At 71.3% G+C, this 20,375-nt stretch carries 20 protein-coding genes; 9 read left to right on the forward strand and 11 right to left on the reverse strand.

All coding sequences use genetic code 11. From position 1 onward, the window contains the following. Positions 1-28 precede the first annotated feature (28 nt). A complete protein-coding gene (locus P8A20_RS26705; protein ID WP_147963104.1) occupies positions 29-523 on the forward strand; it encodes a hypothetical protein in 495 nt (164 codons plus the stop codon). 57 nt (positions 524-580) lie between these two features. Here the strand turns inward: P8A20_RS26705 and P8A20_RS26710 are convergent, their stop codons facing one another. From P8A20_RS26710 to glnII, 5 genes are all read right to left on the reverse strand, one after another. Beyond that, positions 581-2,098, reverse strand: coding sequence for a DUF1996 domain-containing protein (locus tag P8A20_RS26710; RefSeq protein WP_147963103.1), 1,518 nt, complete (start codon positions 2,096-2,098; stop codon positions 581-583). Positions 2,099-2,205: 107 nt separating this feature from the next. Continuing rightward, entirely contained in the window at positions 2,206-2,853 is a 648-nt protein-coding gene (locus P8A20_RS26715) for a LuxR C-terminal-related transcriptional regulator (protein ID WP_147963102.1), read from the reverse strand. After that, positions 2,838-4,103, reverse strand: a complete 1,266-nt coding sequence (locus tag P8A20_RS26720) for a sensor histidine kinase (RefSeq protein ID WP_147963101.1) — start codon at positions 4,101-4,103, stop codon at positions 2,838-2,840. Before P8A20_RS26720 ends, P8A20_RS26715 begins: the two co-directional genes overlap by 16 nt. A gap of 197 nt (positions 4,104-4,300) precedes the next feature. Then, on the reverse strand, positions 4,301-4,930 hold the full coding sequence (locus tag P8A20_RS26725; RefSeq protein ID WP_147963100.1) for a winged helix-turn-helix domain-containing protein: 630 nt from the start codon (positions 4,928-4,930) through the stop codon (positions 4,301-4,303). A gap of 385 nt (positions 4,931-5,315) precedes the next feature. After that, on the reverse strand, positions 5,316-6,350 hold the full coding sequence (glnII, locus tag P8A20_RS26730; RefSeq protein WP_147963099.1) for a glutamine synthetase: 1,035 nt from the start codon (positions 6,348-6,350) through the stop codon (positions 5,316-5,318). A gap of 253 nt (positions 6,351-6,603) precedes the next feature. On the opposite strand from glnII, the gene P8A20_RS26735 reads away from it, so the two are divergent. Beyond that, positions 6,604-7,527 carry a Gfo/Idh/MocA family protein gene (locus P8A20_RS26735; RefSeq protein WP_306104376.1) on the forward strand — a complete coding sequence of 308 codons (924 nt, stop codon included), beginning with the start codon at positions 6,604-6,606 and terminating at the stop codon, positions 7,525-7,527. A 61-nt stretch (positions 7,528-7,588) separates the two neighbouring features. Here the strand turns inward: P8A20_RS26735 and P8A20_RS26740 are convergent, their stop codons facing one another. Then, positions 7,589-7,948 carry an arsenate reductase family protein gene (locus P8A20_RS26740; protein WP_147963098.1) on the reverse strand — a complete coding sequence of 120 codons (360 nt, stop codon included), beginning with the start codon at positions 7,946-7,948 and terminating at the stop codon, positions 7,589-7,591. A gap of 119 nt (positions 7,949-8,067) precedes the next feature. Here P8A20_RS26740 and P8A20_RS26745 point away from each other — a divergent pair, with 119 nt between their 5' ends. The 5 genes from P8A20_RS26745 to P8A20_RS26765 all read left to right on the forward strand — a co-directional run bounded on the left by P8A20_RS26745 (position 8,068) and on the right by P8A20_RS26765 (position 12,945). Then, positions 8,068-8,337 (forward strand): hypothetical protein, encoded by a 270-nt coding sequence (locus tag P8A20_RS26745; protein WP_014156638.1) that lies wholly within the window; start codon positions 8,068-8,070, stop codon positions 8,335-8,337. Between the two features lie 81 nt (positions 8,338-8,418). Next, positions 8,419-9,225 carry a hypothetical protein gene (locus P8A20_RS26750; RefSeq protein ID WP_147963096.1) on the forward strand — a complete coding sequence of 269 codons (807 nt, stop codon included), beginning with the start codon at positions 8,419-8,421 and terminating at the stop codon, positions 9,223-9,225. Positions 9,226-9,367: 142 nt separating this feature from the next. Beyond that, positions 9,368-10,237: a HalD/BesD family halogenase gene (locus P8A20_RS26755; RefSeq protein ID WP_147963095.1), complete on the forward strand. Its 870-nt coding sequence runs from the start codon at positions 9,368-9,370 to the stop codon at positions 10,235-10,237. Between the two features lie 54 nt (positions 10,238-10,291). Further along, positions 10,292-11,107 (forward strand): class I SAM-dependent methyltransferase, encoded by an 816-nt coding sequence (locus P8A20_RS26760; RefSeq protein WP_147963094.1) that lies wholly within the window; start codon positions 10,292-10,294, stop codon positions 11,105-11,107. Positions 11,108-11,196: 89 nt separating this feature from the next. After that, positions 11,197-12,945 (forward strand): choline/carnitine O-acyltransferase, encoded by a 1,749-nt coding sequence (locus tag P8A20_RS26765; RefSeq protein WP_306104377.1) that lies wholly within the window; start codon positions 11,197-11,199, stop codon positions 12,943-12,945. Between the two features lie 115 nt (positions 12,946-13,060). On the opposite strand, the gene glnA is transcribed toward P8A20_RS26765, so the two are convergent. Beyond that, positions 13,061-14,470 (reverse strand): type I glutamate--ammonia ligase, encoded by a 1,410-nt coding sequence (gene glnA / locus P8A20_RS26770; RefSeq protein WP_147963092.1) that lies wholly within the window; start codon positions 14,468-14,470, stop codon positions 13,061-13,063. A 221-nt stretch (positions 14,471-14,691) separates the two neighbouring features. Between glnA and P8A20_RS26775 the strand changes: the two genes are divergently transcribed. Then, positions 14,692-15,159: an RDD family protein gene (locus P8A20_RS26775; protein ID WP_306104378.1), complete on the forward strand. Its 468-nt coding sequence runs from the start codon at positions 14,692-14,694 to the stop codon at positions 15,157-15,159. Positions 15,160-15,270: 111 nt separating this feature from the next. On the opposite strand, the gene P8A20_RS26780 is transcribed toward P8A20_RS26775, so the two are convergent. The 4 genes from P8A20_RS26780 to lipB all read right to left on the reverse strand — a co-directional run bounded on the left by P8A20_RS26780 (position 15,271) and on the right by lipB (position 18,403). Further along, positions 15,271-15,978 (reverse strand): DUF4191 domain-containing protein, encoded by a 708-nt coding sequence (locus P8A20_RS26780; protein WP_147963090.1) that lies wholly within the window; start codon positions 15,976-15,978, stop codon positions 15,271-15,273. 30 nt (positions 15,979-16,008) lie between these two features. Further along, positions 16,009-16,209: an SCO2195 family GlnR-regulated protein gene (locus P8A20_RS26785; protein ID WP_147963089.1), complete on the reverse strand. Its 201-nt coding sequence runs from the start codon at positions 16,207-16,209 to the stop codon at positions 16,009-16,011. Positions 16,210-16,479: 270 nt separating this feature from the next. After that, positions 16,480-17,448 (reverse strand): lipoyl synthase, encoded by a 969-nt coding sequence (lipA, locus tag P8A20_RS26790; protein ID WP_147963088.1) that lies wholly within the window; start codon positions 17,446-17,448, stop codon positions 16,480-16,482. A 130-nt stretch (positions 17,449-17,578) separates the two neighbouring features. Then, on the reverse strand, positions 17,579-18,403 hold the full coding sequence (lipB, locus tag P8A20_RS26795) for a lipoyl(octanoyl) transferase LipB (protein ID WP_147963087.1): 825 nt from the start codon (positions 18,401-18,403) through the stop codon (positions 17,579-17,581). Between the two features lie 314 nt (positions 18,404-18,717). On the opposite strand from lipB, the gene P8A20_RS26800 reads away from it, so the two are divergent. Beyond that, positions 18,718-20,325 carry an NsdA family TPR-like regulatory protein gene (locus P8A20_RS26800; protein WP_306104379.1) on the forward strand — a complete coding sequence of 536 codons (1,608 nt, stop codon included), beginning with the start codon at positions 18,718-18,720 and terminating at the stop codon, positions 20,323-20,325. Positions 20,326-20,375: the final 50 nt, after the last annotated feature.

Below are 20,375 nucleotides of genomic sequence, written 5' to 3' on the forward strand. Positions count from 1 at the left end.
GCCGGGAGCACCGGGGCACGATGGCCGTATGGCGCAGCAGTCGGGATGGCGACGAGGACGGGTCCGCCGGACACCGGCGGCCGTACGCGCGGGGCTCGCCCTGCTCACGGCGTGCGGGGCGCTCACCGCGTGCGGCGGGGGAGCGGACGGGACCGACCGGCCCGCCGTACCGCCCACCGCGAGCGGGACCCTGGAACAGCTCGCGTCGAAGGCGGACTGCGACCCGAGGCTGCAGACCGACGCCGAAGAGCTCCGGCAGGCCAACTGCACCACCGGTGACGGGCGTTACGTGCTCGCCACCTTCGCCACCGACCGCGGACAGCGGGAGTGGATCAACGAGGCCAACGACTACGGCGGCTCCTACCTCGTCGGCCGGAGATGGGTCGCGGTCGGTGACCCGGAGGTGGTCGCGGCGCTGCGCGGCCGGCTCGGGGGGACGGTGGAGACCGCCTCGCCGCACCACTCGGGGAACAGTGGCGGTGGGGGGAGCGAGGAAGGGCACTCCGGTCACCACGGGAGCTGACCGCGCAGGTTCGCGGGGCGGCCGGACGACGTCGTCGGATCCGCCGGGGGTGCCGGGTCAGCGGCACCTGCGTCCGCCGTTGATGCAGCTCACCACCTTCTTCATCAGCTTGTCGTCGAAGACGTTGATGAAGTCGCCGTGATCGGTGCCGGGCTTGTGCAGCTGCTCGGGGAAGGAGTCGACGGCGAAGCCGGGGCCCGGCGGGACGTCGTAGACGATGCGCTGGACCAGCTGGGGAACGGCCCTGAAGCCGGCCGGGCACCGCCCGTCCTGCTGCGCGAACGCCACATGGGTGCGGTGGTTGGCGCTGTCGGTGTTCCGGCCGTCCCAGCAGCTCTGGAAGGCGAAGGACCGCACGACCTGACTGCCTTCGGGACAGATCGGGTACTTGTCCGCGAGCCGCCTGTCCTCGAAACCGGTGCAGCTCCAGGACGCGTTGGCGTTGGCGTCGCCGTTGGTGAAGGACTTGGCGTCGCCCGTGATGATCCGCAGGAAGCGCGGCATGGCCGTGACCTTCCCGGCGGGTGATCCGACGAACTTCAGCGTGACCTGCGACGGGGTCTGGATCTCCCCGGTGTTCTGGTCCCTGCCGCCGCCGTCCGCGTCCACGTCGTTCTCGTCCTGGCCGTTCTGCAGCCGGAGCACGGGCCAGTAGTACGTGGACCTGTCGCCCTGGTTCCGGCAGGTCGTCCCACCGCCGGCCAGGTCGTCGTCGCCCGCGAACGCGTCGGTCGCCTGGTTCCCCACGTAGTCGTGCATGTGGTGGGCGCCGTTGCTCACGCCGGGGGCGGCGATGACGTTGTCCGGGTTGAACTTGCCGTTCTCGTTGCGGCCGCAGTCCGTGGTGAACGTGCCCCGCGAGGCGCCCCGGCGGTTGCGGGGGCGGTCCGTGTCCGGCTGGACGGACCGGATGTCGACGAAGTCGGCCGCCTCGGGGCCGTTGCCCACCTGGCCTCCCTGGTCGCCGCCCTCGCCGCCGCCCCCGTCCTGGCCGCCGTCCTGGCCCTGGGCCGTGCCGTCCCCGGGGCCCTGGCCGCCGTCGCCGCCACCCTGGTCGTCACCGTCAGCGTCACCGCCCCCGTCGTCCGTACCGCTCTGGTCGTCGGCGCGGAGGCCGCACCCCGCGAGGCCGTCCAGGCCCTGCGGCCGGTTGCCCGCCACCCGTTCGACGGCGGTCCCGATCCGGTCGAGACTGGCCGCCCGCTTCGCTCTCAACGGCCCGAGCACGGCGTTGTCGGCGAGATCCGGGTCCCGGGCGATCCGCTCCTTCCGGTCCGCGAACTGGCGGTACGCATCGGTGATCTGCGTATCCATCGCGGCCAGCTCGCGGTCGACCTCCGGCCGGGCCCGGTCCGGCACGTCGGGCAGGGCCAGCCCCGCGTCCGGGCAGTCGATGGTGGACATCTGGCGGGCCACGTCCTGGAACCGCCCGGGAGACGGACCGGACGCGCCTTCCCCCGCGCTCGCGTAGACGTTGACCGCGACCAGCCCACCTCCACCCAGGATCAGCGCGGCCGAGGCGGCGATCGCCCGGTTGGCCGGAGTCGAACGTTTCTTGCGCGATGTGCGTCCCATGGAACTCCTCCGCTTCGGGGCTTCGAGTCAGAAGCGTGACGTCCCATACGGAACGCGGGCCCCGCCCGTTCAGACCGCCGCGGAATTCGTCCCGGAGGGGCCTGAGGTCAGCCCCGGTCGAGGTAGGCGAGGACCGCGAGCACACGGCGGTTGTCGTCGTCCGACACCGGCAGCCCCAGCTTGCCGAAGATGTTCGAGGTGTGCTTGGCCACCGCCCGCTCCGTGACCACCATCTGCGCGGCGATCGCCACGTTCGAACGGCCCTGTGCCATCAGCTCCATGACCTCGCGCTCCCGGGGCGTCAGGGCACCCATCGGCTCGTCCACCGAGCGCCGCGACAGCAGCTGCGAGATGACCTGGGGATCCATCGCCGTACCGCCCGCCGCCACCCGGCGCACCGCGTCGATGAACTGGTCGGCGTCGAACACCCGGTCCTTCAGCAGATAGCCGATGCCGCCGTTGCCGTCTGCCAGCAGCTCCCGGGCGTACAACTGCTCCACGTGCTGTGACAGGACGAGCACGGGCAGCCCCGGCCGGTCGCGGCGGGCGGTCAGCGCGCACTGCAGGCCCTCGTCCGTGTGGGACGGCGGGAGCCTGACGTCGACGACGGCGACGTCCGGCCGCAGTTCCGCCAGGGCCTTCGCCAGTTCGGGCCCGCTCTCGACTGCCGCCGCGATCTCGAAATCGTAGGCTTCCAGCATCCGCACGAGGCCGTCACGGAGCAGGAAGAGATCTTCGGCTAGGACAACGCGCAAGGGATCTCCATGGTCACCATGGTGGGGCCGCCCGCAGGGCTGCTGACGGCCAGTACGCCGTCGAATGTACCCAGCCGGCGTTCGATTCCGCCGAGCCCCGAGCCGGTGCCGATCGCCGCGCCACCCCTGCCGTTGTCCGTGACCGAGATGCGCAGCATCCCCTCGCTGTGATGGACGTCCACCCAGAGGCGGTCCGCGCCCGCGTGCTTCACCGTGTTCGTCAGCACCTCGCTGACGGCGAAGTACGCCGCCGACTCGACCGGGGCCTCGGCGCGGCCGGAGAGTTCCACGGTCACCTCCGAGGCGACCGGCAGCCGGAGGGCCAGTGCCTTCACCGCGTCCCCGAGTCCGCGTTCCGCGAGAACCGGCGGGTGGATGCCCCGTACGAGATCACGCAGTTCGGTCAGTGCCTCCGCGGAGGAGGCACGCGCCATCGCCAGCATCCTCTTCGCCTGCGCGGGGTCCTTCTCGACGAGCGCCTCGATGGTGCCGAGGTTCATGCCCATCGCGACCAGCCGGGCCTGCGCCCCGTCGTGCAGATCCCTCTCGATGCGACGCAGTTCGGAGGCGGCCGTGTCCACGGCCTCGTGCCGGGTCTCGGTGAGCCGGTCGATGCGCTGCGCGAGTTCTTCCTGGGTGGGCGCCAGAACCGACCGTGCCAGCACGAAGTGCAGCCGCAGCAGGGGCTTGCTCGCCCACACACCACCGAGGAGGAGCACGACGCCGAGGGCCGCCGCGGCCAGCCCCGTCGCCTGGCTGTCGACCGGCACGAAGGCGTACCAGTACGCGTCGTCCTCGAACACCCGCCACAGCCCCGCCGCCAGGACGAGCCCCTCCACCGGATAGACCAGCAGGGCCCAGCAGAAGACCAGCAGCACGAAGCCGGCGGTCATGTCGAGCAGCAGCCACCGCAGGTCCCGCCAGGTCGCCGGGTCCTTCAGGATCAGCGTGGTGCGCTCGACCTGTCCGGTGAAGCCGTCCCGCACATCCTTGGGGAACGGCCGGTAGGGGGTCGGGATGCGGATGTCCGACCACTTCGCCGCGAGCAGCCGGCGCCGGTCGGCGTGCTTTCGCACCGCCTCCGTGAGCTTGGGCGTGGTGACCAGGCCCAGGCCCAGCATGATGAGGGTGAAGGAGAGCAGCGACAGGACGAAGAGGACGGCCGAGCCCGCGAGAGCCTCGAAGGAGAGGACGAACGCCCGCCCACCGCTCCGCAGCGCGGTCCGTGCCCGGCTCTTGGCCGATCTCATGATGGTGTCTCCCCTCGCCGGGCCCCACGTCGGATCCCGTTCGGCACCCAGTCTCCCCCGCGCCCCCGGGGCACCGTCAGCCGTTCCGCCACCCGACGGGGGTGTACCTGGCACCACCCCCCACGCCTTCCCGGTGGCCCGTTATGCCAGGAGGCCCCGGGTCCGGACCCGGGGCCTCCTGTACGTACGGTGTGCGATCAGGGCGCGTACTTGTAGCCCACCCGCCGCACGGTCTGGATCGAGCGGCGGTGCTCGGCGCCCAGCTTGCGGCGGAGCCGGGCCACGTGGACGTCGACGGTGCGCCCGTCGCCCACATGCCCGTACCCCCAGACCGTCGTCACCAGCTGATCGCGGGTGTGCACCCGGTGCGGGTGGGCCACCAGGTGCGCCAGCAGCTCGAACTCGAGGTAGGTCAGGTCGAGGGTGACGCCGTCCACGGCGGCGGTGCGCCGGGTGGAGTCGATCTGCACGGGACCGCCCGCCGGCACGTCGGGCGCGGGCTCCGGGACGAAGGCACGGTGCTGGGCGGACGCCACCGCCCCGGCCAGGGCCGGCTGCTGGTCGGCGGGCACGAGGACCAGGTAACCGACCATCGGCGGCCGGCCGGGCAGAGCGGGCAGCGTGTGCTGGGGCGCGGGCAGCCAGGTGGCGCCCGGCGGCAGGAAGTCGGCCACCTCCGCGAGGCCGGCGACCTCGTCACGGTCGACGGCACGCAGCCGGTGGCGGTTGGGGGACAGGGTGTTGCGAGCGGTGGTGGTGGCCGCAGCGGACACCGCGGTCGCCGCGGTGGCGGCGGACGCGGTGGAGAAGGTACGGGTGTTCGCCATGAGGGGTCAGCTCTTTCGCGCGAGGAGTCGTCGAGGACGTACGTCGTGCGCGCGGGCCGAAGGCCGGGATGAGGCGGCTTTAGAGGGCCTGCGCGTTCCACGCGCGGCAACACACCCGGTCGAAGTCATGGTGCTGACGGGAGGGCCAGAACGGCTCGAGGTCGCTGCGACCCGATGCGGTGTACTGGTGACTGGCCATGCCCCTATTGAAGCAGAGTTCGGCGCCGCGCAGCAGGGTCCTCTCACCCGTCGATACGGACCGCTGTGTCAGGTTCCTCACCGTCCCCTCACGTACCTGCCGTTCCCACCCGTTCGGGCCGTCCCGGCGGGTACGCCGAAGGGGCGCCCGGTGGACGGGCGCCCCTTCGTGACGGACGGTGCCGGATCAGACCTGGTCGGCCTTCTCCAGCGCGGTGCAGCAGGTGTCGACGATCAGCCGCGTGACGACGTACGGGTCGACGTTGGCGTTCGGACGGCGGTCCTCGATGTAGCCCTTCTGGTCCTGCTCGACCTGCCACGGGATGCGGACCGAGGCGCCGCGGTTGGAGACGCCGTAGCTGTACTCGTTCCACGGGGCGGTCTCGTGCAGGCCGGTCAGACGGTCGTCGATGCCCGCGCCGTAGTTCTTGACGTGGTCCATCGGCTTCGAGCCCTCACCGAGCGACTCGGCCGCGGTGATGATCGCCTCGTAGCCCTCGCGCATCGCCTTCGTCGAGAAGTTGGTGTGCGCGCCCGCGCCGTTCCAGTCGCCCTTGACCGGCTTCGGGTCCAGCGTCGCGGAGACGTCGAAGTCCTCGGCGGTGCGGTAGAGCAGCCAGCGCGCGATCCACAGGTGGTCGGAGACCTCCAGCGGCGAGACCGGGCCGACCTGGAACTCCCACTGGCCGGGCATGACCTCGGCATTGATGCCGGAGATGGCCAGACCGGCCTTCAGGCAGTTGTCGAGGTGCTTCTCCACGATGTCGCGGCCGAAGATCTCGTCCGCGCCCACACCGCAGTAGTAGCCGCCCTGCGCGGCGGGGAAGCCGCCCTCGGGGAAGCCCAGCGGACGGTGGCCGTCGAAGAAGGTGTACTCCTGCTCGATGCCGAAGATCGGCTCCTGACCCGCGAACTGCTCGGCGACGGGGCGCAGTTCGGCGCGGGTGTTGGACTCGTGCGGAGTCATGTCGATGTTGAAGACCTCGCACAGGACGAGGACGTCGTCACCGCCACGGATCGGGTCCGGACACGTGAAGACCGGCTTCAGCACCCGGTCGGAGGCGTGACCCTCGGCCTGGTTGGTGCTCGAACCGTCGAAGCCCCAGATGGGCAGATCCGCCACGTCCTGCGTGGGGCTGCCGGCCATGATCTTCGTCTTGGAACGAAGCTTCGCGGTCGGCTCGGTGCCGTCGATCCAGATGTACTCAGCCTTGAACGTCACGGACGCCATCCTTTGCGGGTGCTGCGGTCTATGGATCGCAGCTTCGCAAAGTGCGATTTCCCGACCGTTGCCCGAATGTGAACCCGGTGTTACCGACGTTTCCCGGGGGTGTCGGGCTCCTGGTGCCCGCCGCCCGGGGCCGTCTCACCCTGCGGCGCACTGAATACGTTCCGGCTCCGCGCCGCCCCGTCGCGGGCAGCGCCGGGACCGTGCCGCCCCCCTGTCCGCGCGGATGTCCGGGCAGACTGGCGGCATGACCACACACGTCTCCTCCGTCCCACCGCTGCGGATCGGCCTCGTCGGGGCCGGTCCCTGGGCGCGCCTGACCCATGCCCCCGCACTCGCCGGCCACCCCGGTGCGGTGCTCGGCGGCGTGTGGGGCCGCCGCGCCGAGGCGGCGCAGACGCTGGCCACCGCCCACGGCACCGAGGCGTACACCGGAGAGGAGGGCCTCGACGCGCTCCTGGCCGCCAGCGACGCGGTGGCGTTCGCCGTACCGCCGGACGTCCAGGCGCCCCTGGCCGTGCGGGCCGCCGAGGCGGGATGCCATTTGCTGCTGGACAAACCGGTCGCCACCACGGTGCGGGGGGCGCGTGAGGCCGCCGACGCCGCCGAGCGGGCCGGGGTCGCATCCGTGGTCTTCTGCACCCTGCGGTTCGCCCGGGGCACGGCGGGATGGATCGACGAACAGGTTGCCACGGGCGGCTGGTTCACGGCACGGGCGTCGTGGATCGGCGCGCTTTTCGACCCGGGTGCGCCCAGCGAGTTCGCCGCCTCGCCCTGGCGCCGCGAGAAGGGGGGCCTGTGGGACGTGGGCCCGCACGCGCTCTCGGTCCTGGTCCCGGTCCTGGGCGAGGTGACGGACGTGGTCGCGGCCCGTGGTCCCGCCGACGCCGTCCATCTGCTGCTCCGGCACACGTCGGGGGCGTCGAGCACGGTGACGCTGGCCCTGGACGCGCCGGCGGGCGCGGCGGGCACCGAGGTCGAGTTCCGGGGCGAGGCGGGGGTGTCCGCGCTCCCGGGGGGAGGCGGCGACGCGCTCGGTGCGTTCCGGGCCGCGGTGGACGCGCTGTCCGACGCGGCGCGCACGGGGGTGGCGCACCCCTGCGACGTACGGTTCGGGCTGCGGCTCACCGAGGTCCTCGCGCAGGCCGAGGCGGAGCTCGGCCGGTCCTGATCCGCCGCCCCGGGAGCAGCGGCGCCGCGGAAGGGGGGCGGGCTGCGGACCGGCCCCGTCCTCAGCGCCCGAGCGCGTCCCTGACCGCCTCGTCCGTCCGCGCCACCACCGCCGAGCCGTCCTGCGCGGTGATGATCGGCCGCTGGATCAGCTTCGGGTGTCCGGCCAGCGCCGTGATCCACCGCTCACGCGATCCGGCGTCCTTCGGCCAGTCCTTGAGGCCGAGCTCCTTCGCGTCCGCCTCCTGGGTCCGCGTGATGTCCCACGGCTCCAGCCCGAGACGGTCGAGCACCGCCCGGATCTCGTCGGGTGCCGGCACGTCCTCCAGGTAGCGGCGGACGGTGTAGTCGGCGCCCTCGGCGTCGAGCAGACTCACCGCGCTGCGGCACTTGGAACATGCGGGATTGATCCAGATCTCCATGGGGCCAAGGGTACGGGAGTGAGCCTCGAAATGGCCTCTGGCCAGGGGCGATTGTCAGTGGTGGGCGATAGTATGGAGGCAGTTCGTGAGGGTTCCACCACCGTGCCAGGAGGTTGCCGATGGCCGTCGCCACAGTCACGACCGAGCCGCTCCACAAGCCGCTGCGGAAGAAGCGGCTCCCCGCGGGCCGGCCCCGCGAGTGGTACGTCTCCCACAACCGCCGCCTGAAGGCCATGCGCCTGACGATCGCCCTGCTCGACTCCGGGGTGTACCAGCCGTCGACCGCCGACAACGCCCGGATACGGGCGACGGCCGACCGCCTCGCCATGCACCCGCCGTCCGACACCACCTGCCGCATGGTCCGTGCGCTGATCCGCTACGGCCGCTGACCCTGCCCGCCTGTGCCCCCGGGAAGTCCGGGGGCACAGGCGGGCGCAGCGGTGTCGGGACCGGATGGGAGACTGCGCGCCATGTCTCTCGCCGACCTGACCTTCGCCCGCTGGCGCACCCTGGACACGGCCGCCGCCACCCGGTTCGCGGAGGAGGCCGCCCGACGCGTGGACGGCCGTCTCCTGCGGGTGGCAGCCGCCCCGCACCTGGGCGGGACGCTGCACCACGCCGTGATCGAGCGCGGCGGTGAGCGGTACGCCCTGATCCCCGGTGGCGAGGTGACCGTCGGATTCGACGTGGAGGCCTGGGAGCCGTCTCCCGAACAGCTCGTCTCCTACCGCGAGGAGAGCCTGGCGGGCGGTTTCGGCTTCGACGAGGATCCGCGTGCCCACCTCGCGCGGGTGATGACCACGCCCCGCACGGCCGCCCTGCCCACCGTGCTGATGGCGGTGGAGCCCCGCAAACTCCCCGAACTCCCGGCGCTGGTACCCGCCCTGCTGGCCGGGCAGGGTCTGCGGGTGCCCGGCCCCGACGAGTGGGAGCACGCCTGTGGCGCCGGCGCCGGCACGCTGTTCCGCTGGGGCGGCTACGTCCCGCAGGACACGTCCCCGTACGGCGCCGGCGACGGCCCGCACCGACGGCACAACGCCCTCGGGCTGCACATCGCCTACGACGTCCACGACACCGCCGAGATGACCTCGGACCCCGGTTCCGTATACGGCGGCGACGGGGGAGAGGCGGTCTGCGGCGGCTACGGCACACTCCTCGAATGGCTGCCGCTGGCCACCGCCAACCGCAACCCGGCCACGGCCGAGTTCCTCCACGGCCCCGAGGGCGAGGACATGTTCGAGGACTTCGGCGTGCGTCCCGTGATCGGTCTCGACTGACGGGAGGCGGCACACGAGCGCTCCGGCCACGGCCCCTGCCGGCCAGAAGTGTGACGTGTCACAGACAACACGTCGGGGCTGTGGGAACTTCAACTCTGTTACTCGTCAGTTGAGTTACCGACGTGCGCGTGGAGAGGGTCGAATGAGCACTCTGCAAGCCATCACGCTCGACCAGGTGGTCGACACGGACCGCTACCCCCTGTCGGACCCCGGAAGCACCGAAGCCCGCGCCGTGGTGGCGCGGGCGAGGCGCGAACTGGCGGAGGTCGGCTGCACCGTCCTGCCCGACTTCATCCGGCCCGAGCTCCACGAGGTCCTGCGCCAGGAGTGCGCCGCCCTCGCTCCGCACGCCTACTTCGACGTCGAGACGGTCAACGTCTACAACATCGACGTGGACACGGAGCTGCCCGAGGACCACCCCGGCCGGCGCACCTTCGAGCGCGGCAACGCCTTCGTCGCCCGTGACCGGATCCCCGGCGGCACCCTCATCAGCAGGCTCCACACCCACGAGTCGTTCCAGCGCTTCGTCGCGGACTGCTTCGGACTGCCCAGGCTGTACGAGCTGGCCGACCCGCTCTCCGGCCTCGTGCTGAACGTCGTACGGCCGGGCATGGAACACCCCTGGCACTTCGACACCAACGAGTACACGGTCAGCATGCTGACCCAGGAGGCGGAGGAGGGCGGCTCCTTCGAGTACTGCCCGAACATCCGGTCCGCCGAGGACGAGCGCTTCGACGACGTCCGGAGCGTCCTGGACGGCAGCGGCACGCCGCAGCCGGAGCGCCTCCCGCTGCGGCCGGGTGACCTGCAGCTCTTCAAGGGCCGCTACTCGCTGCACCGGGTCAGCCCCGTCCGGGGCGGCCTCGCGCGCCACAGCGCGATCTTCGCCTACAGCGAGCGCCCGGGCGTCATCGGGAGCGTGGCACGCACCCGTCAGCTCTTCGGCCGCGCCCTGCCCGAACACCTGGCCGCGGAAGGGCGGGCCGTGCGGGGGGACCGGCTGCTGGACTAGGGCCCTCGCGAACGGTTCCAGGCACTGCCACGCGCCCCACCGAGGAGAAGCCCCTTGCGTCTCGACGCGTCCGGAAAAGTCTCGCTGGACCACATCTACACCGCGCCCGACCCCCGCACCTACTTCCAGGTGCTCCGCCCGCTCGGCTACCGCGTCCCCCAACTCGCCAAGCCCTGGTTCGACAAGATCGTCAGGGAGTACCGGGAGACGGAGCACGTGGCCGTCCCCCATGTGCTGGACATCGGCTGCTCGTACGGGATCAACGCCGCACTGCTCAAGTACGACACCACGATGGACGAGCTGTACGCGCGCTACGACGGCAGCGGCCCCGCCTCCCGCGCCGGCCTGCTGGAGCGCGACCGGGACCTCGCACGCTCCCGCCGCCCCGCGCACCCGCTGCGCTTCACCGGCCTGGACGCCTCCACCAGCGCCCTGGCCTACGCCCGTGAGGCGGGATTCCTCGACGCCACCGTCGACGCCGACCTGGAGGCGAACGACCCCACCCCCGCCCAGCGGGACCTGCTCGCCGGGACGGACCTGGTGATCTCGACGGGGTGCATCGGTTACGTCACCGAGCGCACCCTCACCCGTGTCGTCCGCGCGCAGGACGGCCGACTCCCCTGGATGGCGCACTTCGTCCTGCGGATGTTCCCGTTCGACCCGGTCGAGAAGGCCCTCGCGGAACTGGGCTACCGGACGGTCCGCGTCGACGAGGTCTTCAAACAGCGCCGGTTCGCGGGCCCGCAGGAACAGCGCGGTGTCCTGGACGGCATGGCCGCCGCCGGTCTCGACACGAGCGGGCTGGAGGAGGACGGCTGGCTCTACGCTCAGCTCTACCTCTCCAGACCGCAGCACGCACAGCCCTCTTGATCCCACTCACCGAGAAGAGAGCCGCATTGAACGTCAGTCAGGAAGCAGCAGCCGGCACGGCCTTCGCCCGTGAGGGAAGCCTCCCGCGTGTGCCCCTGCCCACGCTCGAGGCGAGCTGCGAAAGGTTCCTCGCCTGGTGCGCCCCGCTGCTCACCCCGGAGGAAAGGGCGGCGACGGAGGCCGAGGTCACCGCCTTCCTGCGGCCCGACGGCCCAGGCCGGACCCTGCACACGGCACTGGAGGAGTACGACGCGACGGAGGGGGTGCACAGCTGGCTCGACACCTTCTGGCCCTACCGCTACCTCGGCCGCCGGGACCGGATCGCGCTCAACGCCAACTTCTTCTTCCTCTTCCAGGACACCGGTGAGGGACAACTCGACCGCGCCGCCGGGCTCGTCGCGGGCGCGCTCCATCACAAGCGTCGGCTCGACGAAGGGCTGATCGCGCCGGTCGAGCAGCGCGGCGTGCCGCAGTCGATGGTGCAGAACCGGTACCTCTTCTCCACGACCCGCATCCCCGGGGTGCCGCTGGACACGGTGCGCGCCCCGTACAGCGAGCAGGAACCCGGCCCCTCGGCGGCGCGGCACATCGTCGTCCTCTTCCGGGGCACCATGTTCCGGCTGGACGTGATCGGACCGGACGGCGTACCGCACGGCCTCGACGAGATCGAGGCCGGGCTGCGTGCCGTCACCAAGTCCGACGTCCACACGGCCGAGGAGGACCGGGCGGGCCACCTCACCACCATGGCGCGGGCCGAGTGGGCGGCCACCCGCGCGTCCCTCGTCGAGGACCACCCCGGGAACGCCCGGACACTGGACGACATCGAGACCGCCCTCTTCTGCGTGTGCCTGGAGGACTTCGCACCCGAGGACACCCAGGCCGCCTGCGACGAACTGCTCCACGGGGACCGCGGCAACCGCTGGTTCGACAAGGCCGTCTCCTTCGTCGTCTTCGCGGACGGCCGGGCCGGCATCAACGTCGAGCACTGCGAGCTGGACGGGACGACCGTCCTCAGCTTCACCGACGCCCTGCTCGGCACCCCGCCGGGCGAGCACTCCCGCGGGTCCGGGGCGCGCCCCCAGGGCGAGCCGGTGCCGCAGCCGCTGACCTTCGAGCTGGACGCCTCCCTGCGCACGCGGGTGCGCTCGGCAGCCGAGTCCTTCGCCGCGTACGGCAACGACACCGCGACCCGGACCGTGTCGTTCGGCGACTTCGGGAGCACGGCCGCCAAGGCGCTCGGAGTGTCCCCGGACGCCTTCGTCCAGGCCGTCTACCAGCTGGCCCACCAGCGGGCCAAGGGCCACCTGGGAGCGACGTACGAGTCGATCGCGACCCGCCAGTACCGCTACGGGCGCACCGAGGCGATGCGCGTGGTCACCCCCGAGATGCCCGCGTTCGTCGCGGCGATGGACGACCCCGGGGCCGGTTGCGACACCCGCCGCGCCGCGTTCCGGGCCGCCGCCGCAGCCCATGTGGCGCGGGCGAGGGAATGCCAGGCCGGCGAGGCCCCCGAGCAGCACCTCTGGGAGCTGGAACTCATCCAGCGCCGCCGCGGCGAGGAACTCGGCGTGACCGAACAGCCCGCCCTGTACCGGTCCCCGGGCTGGCTCACCATGCGGGACGACTACCTGAGCACCAGCTCGGCGCCGTCCGAGAACATCCAGTACTTCGGCTTCGGCTCCACGAGCAGCAAGTGCATCGGCGTCGCCTACGTCCTGCTCCCGGACCGCTTCAACCTCTACCTGAGCACCCCGCGCGCGGTGGCGGACCAGATGCACGCCTTCGCGGAACACCTCCGAGAGGCGGTAGCGGAACTGCGCGACCTGCTGACGGACTGACCCGCAGGGCGCCGGGTGGCCGGGGACCACCCCGGCCGTCCGTGCGGGCGTCGCGCTCACGGCGAAGGCCGCCACTCCGGAGAACGGGGTGGCGGCCTTCGCGCGGTTCCGCGGCCTAGAGGTCGAAGTACAGCTCGAACTCGTGCGGGTGCGGGCGCAGCTGGATCGGGGCGATCTCGTTGGTGCGCTTGTAGTCGATCCACGTCTCGATCAGGTCGGGCGTGAAGACGCCGCCGGCCAGGAGGTAGTCGTGGTCGGCCTCGAGCGCGTCGAGGACCGCCGGGAGCGAGGTCGGGACCTGCTGGACGCCCGCGTGCTCCTCGGGGGCCAGTTCGTACAGGTCCTTGTCGATCGGCTCCGGCGGCTCGATCTTGTTCTTGACGCCGTCCAGGCCGGCCATCAGCAGCGCCGAGAACGCCAGGTACGGGTTGGACGACGGGTCCGGGGCGCGGAACTCGACGCGCTTGGCCTTCGGGTTCGAGCCCGTGATCGGGATGCGCATCGCGGCGGAGCGGTTGCGCTGCGAGTACACCATGTTGACCGGCGCCTCGAAGCCCGGGACCAGGCGGTGGTAGGAGTTCACCGTCGGGTTGGTGAACGCCAGCAGCGACGGGGCGTGCTTCAGGATGCCGCCGATGTAGTAGCGCGCCATGTCCGACAGGCCCGCGTAGCCCTGCTCGTCGTAGAACAGCGGGGAGCCGCCGGACCACAGGGACTGGTGGACGTGCATGCCCGAGCCGTTGTCACCGAAGATCGGCTTCGGCATGAAGGTCGCGGTCTTGCCGTTGCGCCAGGCGACGTTCTTCACGATGTACTTGAAGAGCATCAGGTCGTCGGCCGCGGCGAGCAGCGTGTTGAACTTGTAGTTGATCTCGGCCTGGCCGGCGGTGCCGACCTCGTGGTGCTGGCGCTCGACCTGGAGGCCGTTCTTGTCCAGCTCCATGGAGATCTCGGCGCGCAGGTCGGCGAAGTGGTCCACCGGCGGCGTCGGGAAGTAGCCGCCCTTGTAGCGGACCTTGTAACCACGGTTGTTCTCGACCGCACCGGTGTTCCAGGCGCCGGCCTCGGAGTCGATGTGGTAGAAGCTCTCGTTCGCGGACGTCTGGAAGCGGACGTTGTCGAAGACGTAGAACTCCGCCTCGGGGCCGAAGAACGCCGTGTCGGCGATGCCGGTCGAGGCGAGGTAGGCCTCGGCCTTCTTGGCCACGTTGCGCGGGTCACGGCTGTACTGCTCGCCGGTGATCGGGTCGTGGATGAAGAAGTTGATGTTCACGGTCTTGTCGCGGCGGAACGGGTCGACACGCGCCGTCGACAGGTCCGCGCGAAGCGCCATGTCCGACTCGTGGATGGCCTGGAAGCCGCGGATCGACGAGCCGTCGAATGCCAGTTCCTCGGCCGGGTCGAAGGACGCCGCGGGGATCGTGAAGTGCTGCATCACACCCGGCAGGTCGCAGAACCGGACGTCGACGAACTTGACGTCGTTGTCGGCGATGTACTTCTGGACTTCGTCGGCGTTCTGGAACATCCAACTCCTCCTACTCCCGACCCGGGAAAGGGCGGGGTTGCAGCTCGTCTGTGTGGCCAGTGCGGTGGCACACGCTGGACCGACCATAGGCAGACGGCATTTCTCCAGCATGACCCATTTGTTTCGCACAAGTTAACCAGCCCGGTTGCGGGCGGCACCTCAGCGACGTGTTCCGTGCCCCGCCCGGCCAGGTGCAAACGTGGGCGCAGTACCGTGGACGGGTGGACAACAGGCAAGCAATCGGATCGTGGCTCTCGGGGCCGCGCGCGGCGGCCGAGGAGATGGGCGCCGACTTCGGTCACCGGGGCGAGCGCCTCGGTCTGCCCCGGGAAGGACCGGGGTCCGTGGCCCCGCTCGGCCGGCGCTTCGGGGCACTCTTCATCGACTGGGCCGTGAGCATGCTGATCGCATACGGGCTGTTCGCTCGCGGTGACCAGCAGGCCGCGGGGAACTGGGCGCTCGGCGTCTTCCTCGTCATGAGCCTGCTGACTGTCGGAACCGTGGGTTCCACGCCGGGCAAGCGGATCCTCGGCCTGCGGGTCATCGCCGAGGACGGCGGGCGGCTCGGTGTCGTACGGGTCGTCCTGCGGAGCGTGCTGCTCCTCCTGGTCATCCCCGCCATCGTCTGGGACCGGGACAGCCGAGGGCTTCACGACAGGCTCGCCCGCGCCGTCCAGGTCCGTATCTGACACCGCGGGCGGCGTCCGCACGGTGAGACGGCTCCGTGAAAGGGGCTTGGGAACAGAAGAGCGGCCCCGGACGATCACCTCGTCCGGGGCCGCTCTCTCGTACGTGCTCGGTCAGCGCATCTTTCCGCCGCGCGGCATCCGCATGCCCTTCGGCATCGGACCCTTGGGCAGCGGCATGTTGCTCATCAGGTCGCCCATCGCCCGGAGCCGGTCGTTGGCGGCGGTCACCTGCGGGCCGGTGAGGACCCGCGGAAGCTTCAGCATCGTGGTGCGCACCTTCTTCAGCGGCACCTGGCCCTCGCCGTCACCGACGATGATGTCGTGCACGGGTACGTCCACGACGATGCGGGCCATCCGCTTCTTCTCGGCCGCCAGCAGGCTCTTCACACGGTTCGGGTTGCCCTCGGCCACCAGCACGATGCCCGCCTTGCCGACCGCCCGGTGGACGACGTCCTGGCTGCGGTTCATCGCGACGGCCGGAGTGGTGGTCCATCCGCGGCCCACCCGGTCCAGCACCGCCGCGGCCGCGCCCGGCTGGCCCTCCATCTGACCGAAGGCCGCGCGCTCGGCACGCCGTCCGAAGATGATCGCCATCGCCAGGAAGGCCAGGACGAAGCCCAGGATTCCCGCGTAGACAGGGTGGCCGATCAGGAAACCGATGGCGAGGAGGACACCGAAGGTGATGATTCCCACACCCGCGACGACAAGACCCACCTTGGGGTCCGACCGCCTGGTCATCTTGTAGGTCAGGGCGATCTGCTTGAGCCGCCCCGCGTTCTCGGCGCTGTCCGCGCCTTCAGTGTTTGCCTTCCTCGCCATGTACCGAAGTTTACGTGGCGCGGGAGTGACCTAGGAACGGTGGTCGGCCACAGCCTTCAGCACATGCTCCGCCTCGACCCGGTCCTGCGCCCTGCGGCGGTCCTCCAGGACGGCCGTCCAGGCGTTGCGGCGGGCGGTGCGCTGGCCGCTGCTCATCAGCAGCGACTCGACCGCGCGGAGCGCGGTGGCGACGGTCGGGATGGTGTTGGCTCGTACCGGTGCTGCGTGCATCGTGGGTGTTCCCCCTCGGAGCGGATGCGCGCGTCCGGCGCGCACTGAGTAGCGGGAAGCAATGACGACGGCGGCTGCGGGAGCCACCGCGTATGTACCTAGGGTCACTGCTCGGTGTTACCAGTGCATGACCGGTCGGTCAAACACCAATGAAACTCTGATTTCGGCGCCGCGCACGTCGACGCGGTCCGTACGGGCCCCTCACCTGCGGGGGACGTGCGGACCGCGTCGTCGCGGCTATTACTGTTCAGTAGTCTCTTGTGCGCCGATTCACACGGGCTGGGCGGTCGCGGCGGTCACTCCGCGTCGCTCCATCGCCTGCTGGAACAGGCGGCCCGCACGGTAGGAGGAACGCACCAGCGGTCCCGACATGACGCCCGAGTAACCGATCGCGTCGGCCTCGTCCTTCAGCTCCACGAACTCGTGCGGCTTCACCCAGCGCTCGACCGGGTGGTGCCGCGCGGAGGGCCGGAGGTACTGCGTAATCGTGATGAGCTCGCAACCCGCGTCGTACAGGTCCTGGAGCGCCTCGCTGACCTCCTCGCGGGTCTCGCCCATGCCGAGGATCAGGTTGGACTTCGTCACCAGACCGGCCTCACGGGCGCGGGTGATGACCTCCAGCGAGCGCTCGTAACGGAAGCCGGGCCGGATCCGCTTGAAGATCCGGGGGACCGTCTCGACGTTGTGCGCGAGTACCTGGGGGCGCGAGGAGAAGACCTCGGCGAGCTGCTCGGGCTCCGCGTTGAAGTCGGGGATGAGCAGCTCCACCTTGGTGGCGCCGCCCTCCCGCCCGGCGGTCTGGGCGTGGATCTGGCGCACGGTCTCCGCGTACAGCCACGCGCCGCCGTCGTCGAGGTCGTCGCGCGCGACTCCGGTGATCGTGGCGTAGTTCAGGTCCATCGTCACGACGGACTCGCCCACACGGCGGGGCTCGTCACGGTCCAGCGCCTGCGGCTTGCCCGTGTCGATCTGGCAGAAGTCGCAACGCCGGGTGCACTGGTCGCCGCCGATGAGGAACGTCGCCTCGCGGTCCTCCCAGCATTCGTAGATGTTCGGACAGCCGGCCTCCTGGCACACGGTGTGCAGCCCCTCGCCCTTCACGAGCGCCTGCATCTTCGTGTACTCGGGGCCCATCTTCGCCCGGGTTTTGATCCACTCGGGCTTGCGCTCGATGGGGGTCTGGCTGTTTCGGACCTCCAGGCGCAGCATCTTGCGCCCGTCGGGTGCGACACCGGACACTCCGGCACCCCTTTGCTTTCGCTGCATTGGATTCTTCGGCGAACACCAGGGTACGCCCGTGGTTAGAACGGTCTTACGTATGGCCAACCTGTGGCCGAGGGGCCCTATTCCGAGCGGGCCCCGGGGTGCCTCAGGCGGGGGCCGCGGTCCTGGACGGCTCCGGGGCCGCCGCCTCGACGACGCGGGGAGCGAGATCCGCGTTCTCCAGGACGTCCCTCAGGTGCTTCTCGGCCACCGGGAGGACCTCGGCGATCGTGATCCCACGGCCCAGTTCGTACGACAGTGAGGTCACTCCGGCGTCGCGGATGCCGCACGGCACGATCCTGTCGAACCAGGTGTTGTCCGGGTTCACGTTGAGAGCGAAGCCGTGCATGGTCACCCCCTTGGCGACCCGGATGCCGATCGCGGCCAGCTTGCGGTCCTCCCGGCGCTGGCCCGCGTTGGACGGCGCGTACTCGGGGCCGTCGAGCCGGGGGTCGAACTCTTCGTCGTGCAGGCGGGGATCGAAGTCCAGCGAGAGCCCTCCGAGCGAGGCGCGGTCCTCGACCGGGTCACCGAGGACCCAGACGCCGCTGCGGCCCTCGACCCGGCTGGTCTCCACACCGAACTCGGCGGCCGTGCGGATCAGAGCGTCCTCCAGACGGCGGACATGGGCGACCACGTCCACCGGGCGCGGCAGCTTCATGATCGGGTAGCCGACCAGCTGTCCCGGGCCGTGCCAGGTGATCTTCCCGCCGCGGTCGACGTCGACGACCGGGGTGCCGTCCAGCGGCCGTTCGCTCTCCGTGGTGCGCCGCCCCGCCGTGTAGACGGGCGGGTGCTCGAGGAGCAGGCAGGTGTCGGGGACGGTGTCCTCGAACCGGGCGGCGTGCACCTCGCGCTGCTTCTGCCATGCCTCCTGGTAGTCGACCGCTTCCTCGCCGAATCCCAGACGGACGAACCGCAGCTCACTCACTCGGGTGCCTCCCTACTCGCGGTGCCGCGGGGCCGGGGGGTGTCCCCGGAACCACGTCACCATGCACTGATGTGCGCCCCCAGCCACTGTACGACCGCTCCGGCGGGGGAGGTCCGGCAGGTTGTGTGCGGGTGGATTCCGTCAGCGATCCGACAATCCTCACACGATCGGATGAACGTGGAGCGAAGCCCGTCGGCGCCACCACCGGGGCCGTTAAATTCGCGCCGTTCCATAACGGGCTCGCCCGCCACCAATCGTGGGGGAGCCCGTAAGGGCTGCCCGCCCGGCGCCGAAGGCAGGAGACCTTACAGCTGATGTCGGAACGACCTCCGCAGCGCACCCCGAACAGGCGGCTCGCTGCCCTCATCGCGGAGGCCGGGTTCTCCCATGCGGGCCTGGCCCGCCGCGTGGACCAGCTCGGCCTCGAACACGGGCTGGACCTGCGATACGACAAGACCTCGGTCACCCGCTGGCTGCGCGGCCAGCAGCCCCGGGGCACCACCCCCGCGCTGATCGCCGAGGTCTTCACCAGACGGCTCGGGCGCCGGCTCTCCGCCCAGGACCTGGGCCTGGACGCGTGCGCGCCCGTCTACGCCGGCCTGGAGTTCGCGGCCACGCCCGGTGAGGCCGTCGACATCGTCAGCGGGCTGTGGCGCAAGGACTCGGGCAGCCACGCGGAGCTGCGCAAGATCGCTTTCACGCCCGCCGGACTGGTCGTTCCCAGCCGTGACTGGCTGATCGGGCGGGCCGACGAATGGGTCGGCCGGGGTGAGCCGCCGGAGCGGGCGAACGGCGCCGCCGGCCTGCCCGCCCCGCGCACGCCCGCCGAGGCCCTCGGAGCCCGGCCCCCGCACGGACTCCACCAGAGCAGCGCCGCCGGCACCCTCCAGGCGCCCGGAGCGGCCGTCCACGGTCCCCGGCCCGCGGGTCTCCGCGGCCCCGGCTCCTCGCGTCCGCCCGCACCCGCGACGCCACCCCCTGGCGTCCCGCGCCAGCGGCAGACCGAGCGCGGCACGGGCCAGCGGGTCGGCAGCGGCGACGTCGCCGCCCTGCGATCGGTGGGCGAGCTCTTCAGGACGCTGGACAACGCCTACGGCGGCGGCCATGCCAGGCAGGCCCTCGTCCGCTACCTGGAGCACGAGGCCGAACCGATGCTCCGGGGCAGGTACGGAGAGGCGATCGGCCGCAGGCTGTTCTCCGCCGCCGCCGATCTGACCCGGCTGGCCGGCTGGACGTCGTACGACATCGCCGCGCACGGCCTGGCCCAGCGCTACTTCGTCCAGGCGCTGCGGCTCGCCCAGGCCGCGGGGGACCGGGCGTACGGTGCCTTCGTCCTGGTCACGATGAGCCGCCAGGCGGTCTATCTCGGGCACGGGAGGGAGGCCGTCCAGCTCGCCCGCGTCGCCCAGCAGGGCATCGGGTCCTCCGCGCCGCCCGTCGTCCTGGCCCTGCTGCACGCGGTCGAGGCCCGCGGACACGGCGTGCTCGGGGAGACCAGGGCCTGCGTCGCCGCGCTCGTACGGGCGGAGCGTGCCCTGGGGATCTCCCGGCCCGGGGACGACGTGCCGCACTGGGCCCGTTACTTCGACGAGGCCCAGCTGGCCGACGAGTTCGGCCACTGTCACCGCGATCTGCAGCAGTACCGTGTCGCCGCCCAGCACGCCGAGCGCTCACTCCAGCTCCGCGCACCGGCGTACGCCCGGAGCAGGCTGTTCTGCCGGGTGGTGCTGGCGACCGCCCGGCTGGGGCTCGGCGAGCTGGACCAGGCGTGCCTGCTGGGTGCCGAGGCTGCCCAGCAGGCGGCGGAGATGCGGTCGGTGCGCGCGACGGAGTACGTACGGGACTTCGAGCGCCGCCTGGAGCCCCACCGGGACGCCGCCGCCGTACGGGGATACCGGGAACGGGTCGCCGCACTGGGCTGACCCGTGCGCCGGCCTCCGTCCGGACCGGACCCGCGGGCCCGGCCCGGTCG

It is taken from the genome of Streptomyces sp. Alt3 (genome assembly GCF_030719215.1).
GTDB lineage: Bacteria > Actinomycetota > Actinomycetes > Streptomycetales > Streptomycetaceae > Streptomyces > Streptomyces glycanivorans.

Excerpts from the sequence above, each read along its gene's own strand:
- P8A20_RS26705 (WP_147963104.1), top strand. The coding sequence starts at position 29 with ATGGCGCAGCAGTCGGGATGGCGACGAGGACGGGTCCGCCGGACACCG.
- P8A20_RS26710 (WP_147963103.1), bottom strand. The coding sequence starts at position 2,098 with ATGGGACGCACATCGCGCAAGAAACGTTCGACTCCGGCCAACCGGGCG.
- P8A20_RS26720 (WP_147963101.1), bottom strand. The coding sequence starts at position 4,103 with ATGAGATCGGCCAAGAGCCGGGCACGGACCGCGCTGCGGAGCGGTGGG.
- P8A20_RS26725 (WP_147963100.1), bottom strand. The coding sequence starts at position 4,930 with ATGGCGAACACCCGTACCTTCTCCACCGCGTCCGCCGCCACCGCGGCG.
- P8A20_RS26735 (WP_306104376.1), top strand. The coding sequence starts at position 6,604 with ATGACCACACACGTCTCCTCCGTCCCACCGCTGCGGATCGGCCTCGTC.
- P8A20_RS26740 (WP_147963098.1), bottom strand. The coding sequence starts at position 7,948 with ATGGAGATCTGGATCAATCCCGCATGTTCCAAGTGCCGCAGCGCGGTG.
- P8A20_RS26745 (WP_014156638.1), top strand. The coding sequence starts at position 8,068 with ATGGCCGTCGCCACAGTCACGACCGAGCCGCTCCACAAGCCGCTGCGG.
- P8A20_RS26750 (WP_147963096.1), top strand. The coding sequence starts at position 8,419 with ATGTCTCTCGCCGACCTGACCTTCGCCCGCTGGCGCACCCTGGACACG.
- P8A20_RS26755 (WP_147963095.1), top strand. The coding sequence starts at position 9,368 with ATGAGCACTCTGCAAGCCATCACGCTCGACCAGGTGGTCGACACGGAC.
- glnA (WP_147963092.1), bottom strand. The coding sequence starts at position 14,470 with ATGTTCCAGAACGCCGACGAAGTCCAGAAGTACATCGCCGACAACGAC.
- P8A20_RS26780 (WP_147963090.1), bottom strand. The coding sequence starts at position 15,978 with ATGGCGAGGAAGGCAAACACTGAAGGCGCGGACAGCGCCGAGAACGCG.
- P8A20_RS26785 (WP_147963089.1), bottom strand. The coding sequence starts at position 16,209 with ATGCACGCAGCACCGGTACGAGCCAACACCATCCCGACCGTCGCCACC.
- P8A20_RS26800 (WP_306104379.1), top strand. The coding sequence starts at position 18,718 with ATGTCGGAACGACCTCCGCAGCGCACCCCGAACAGGCGGCTCGCTGCC.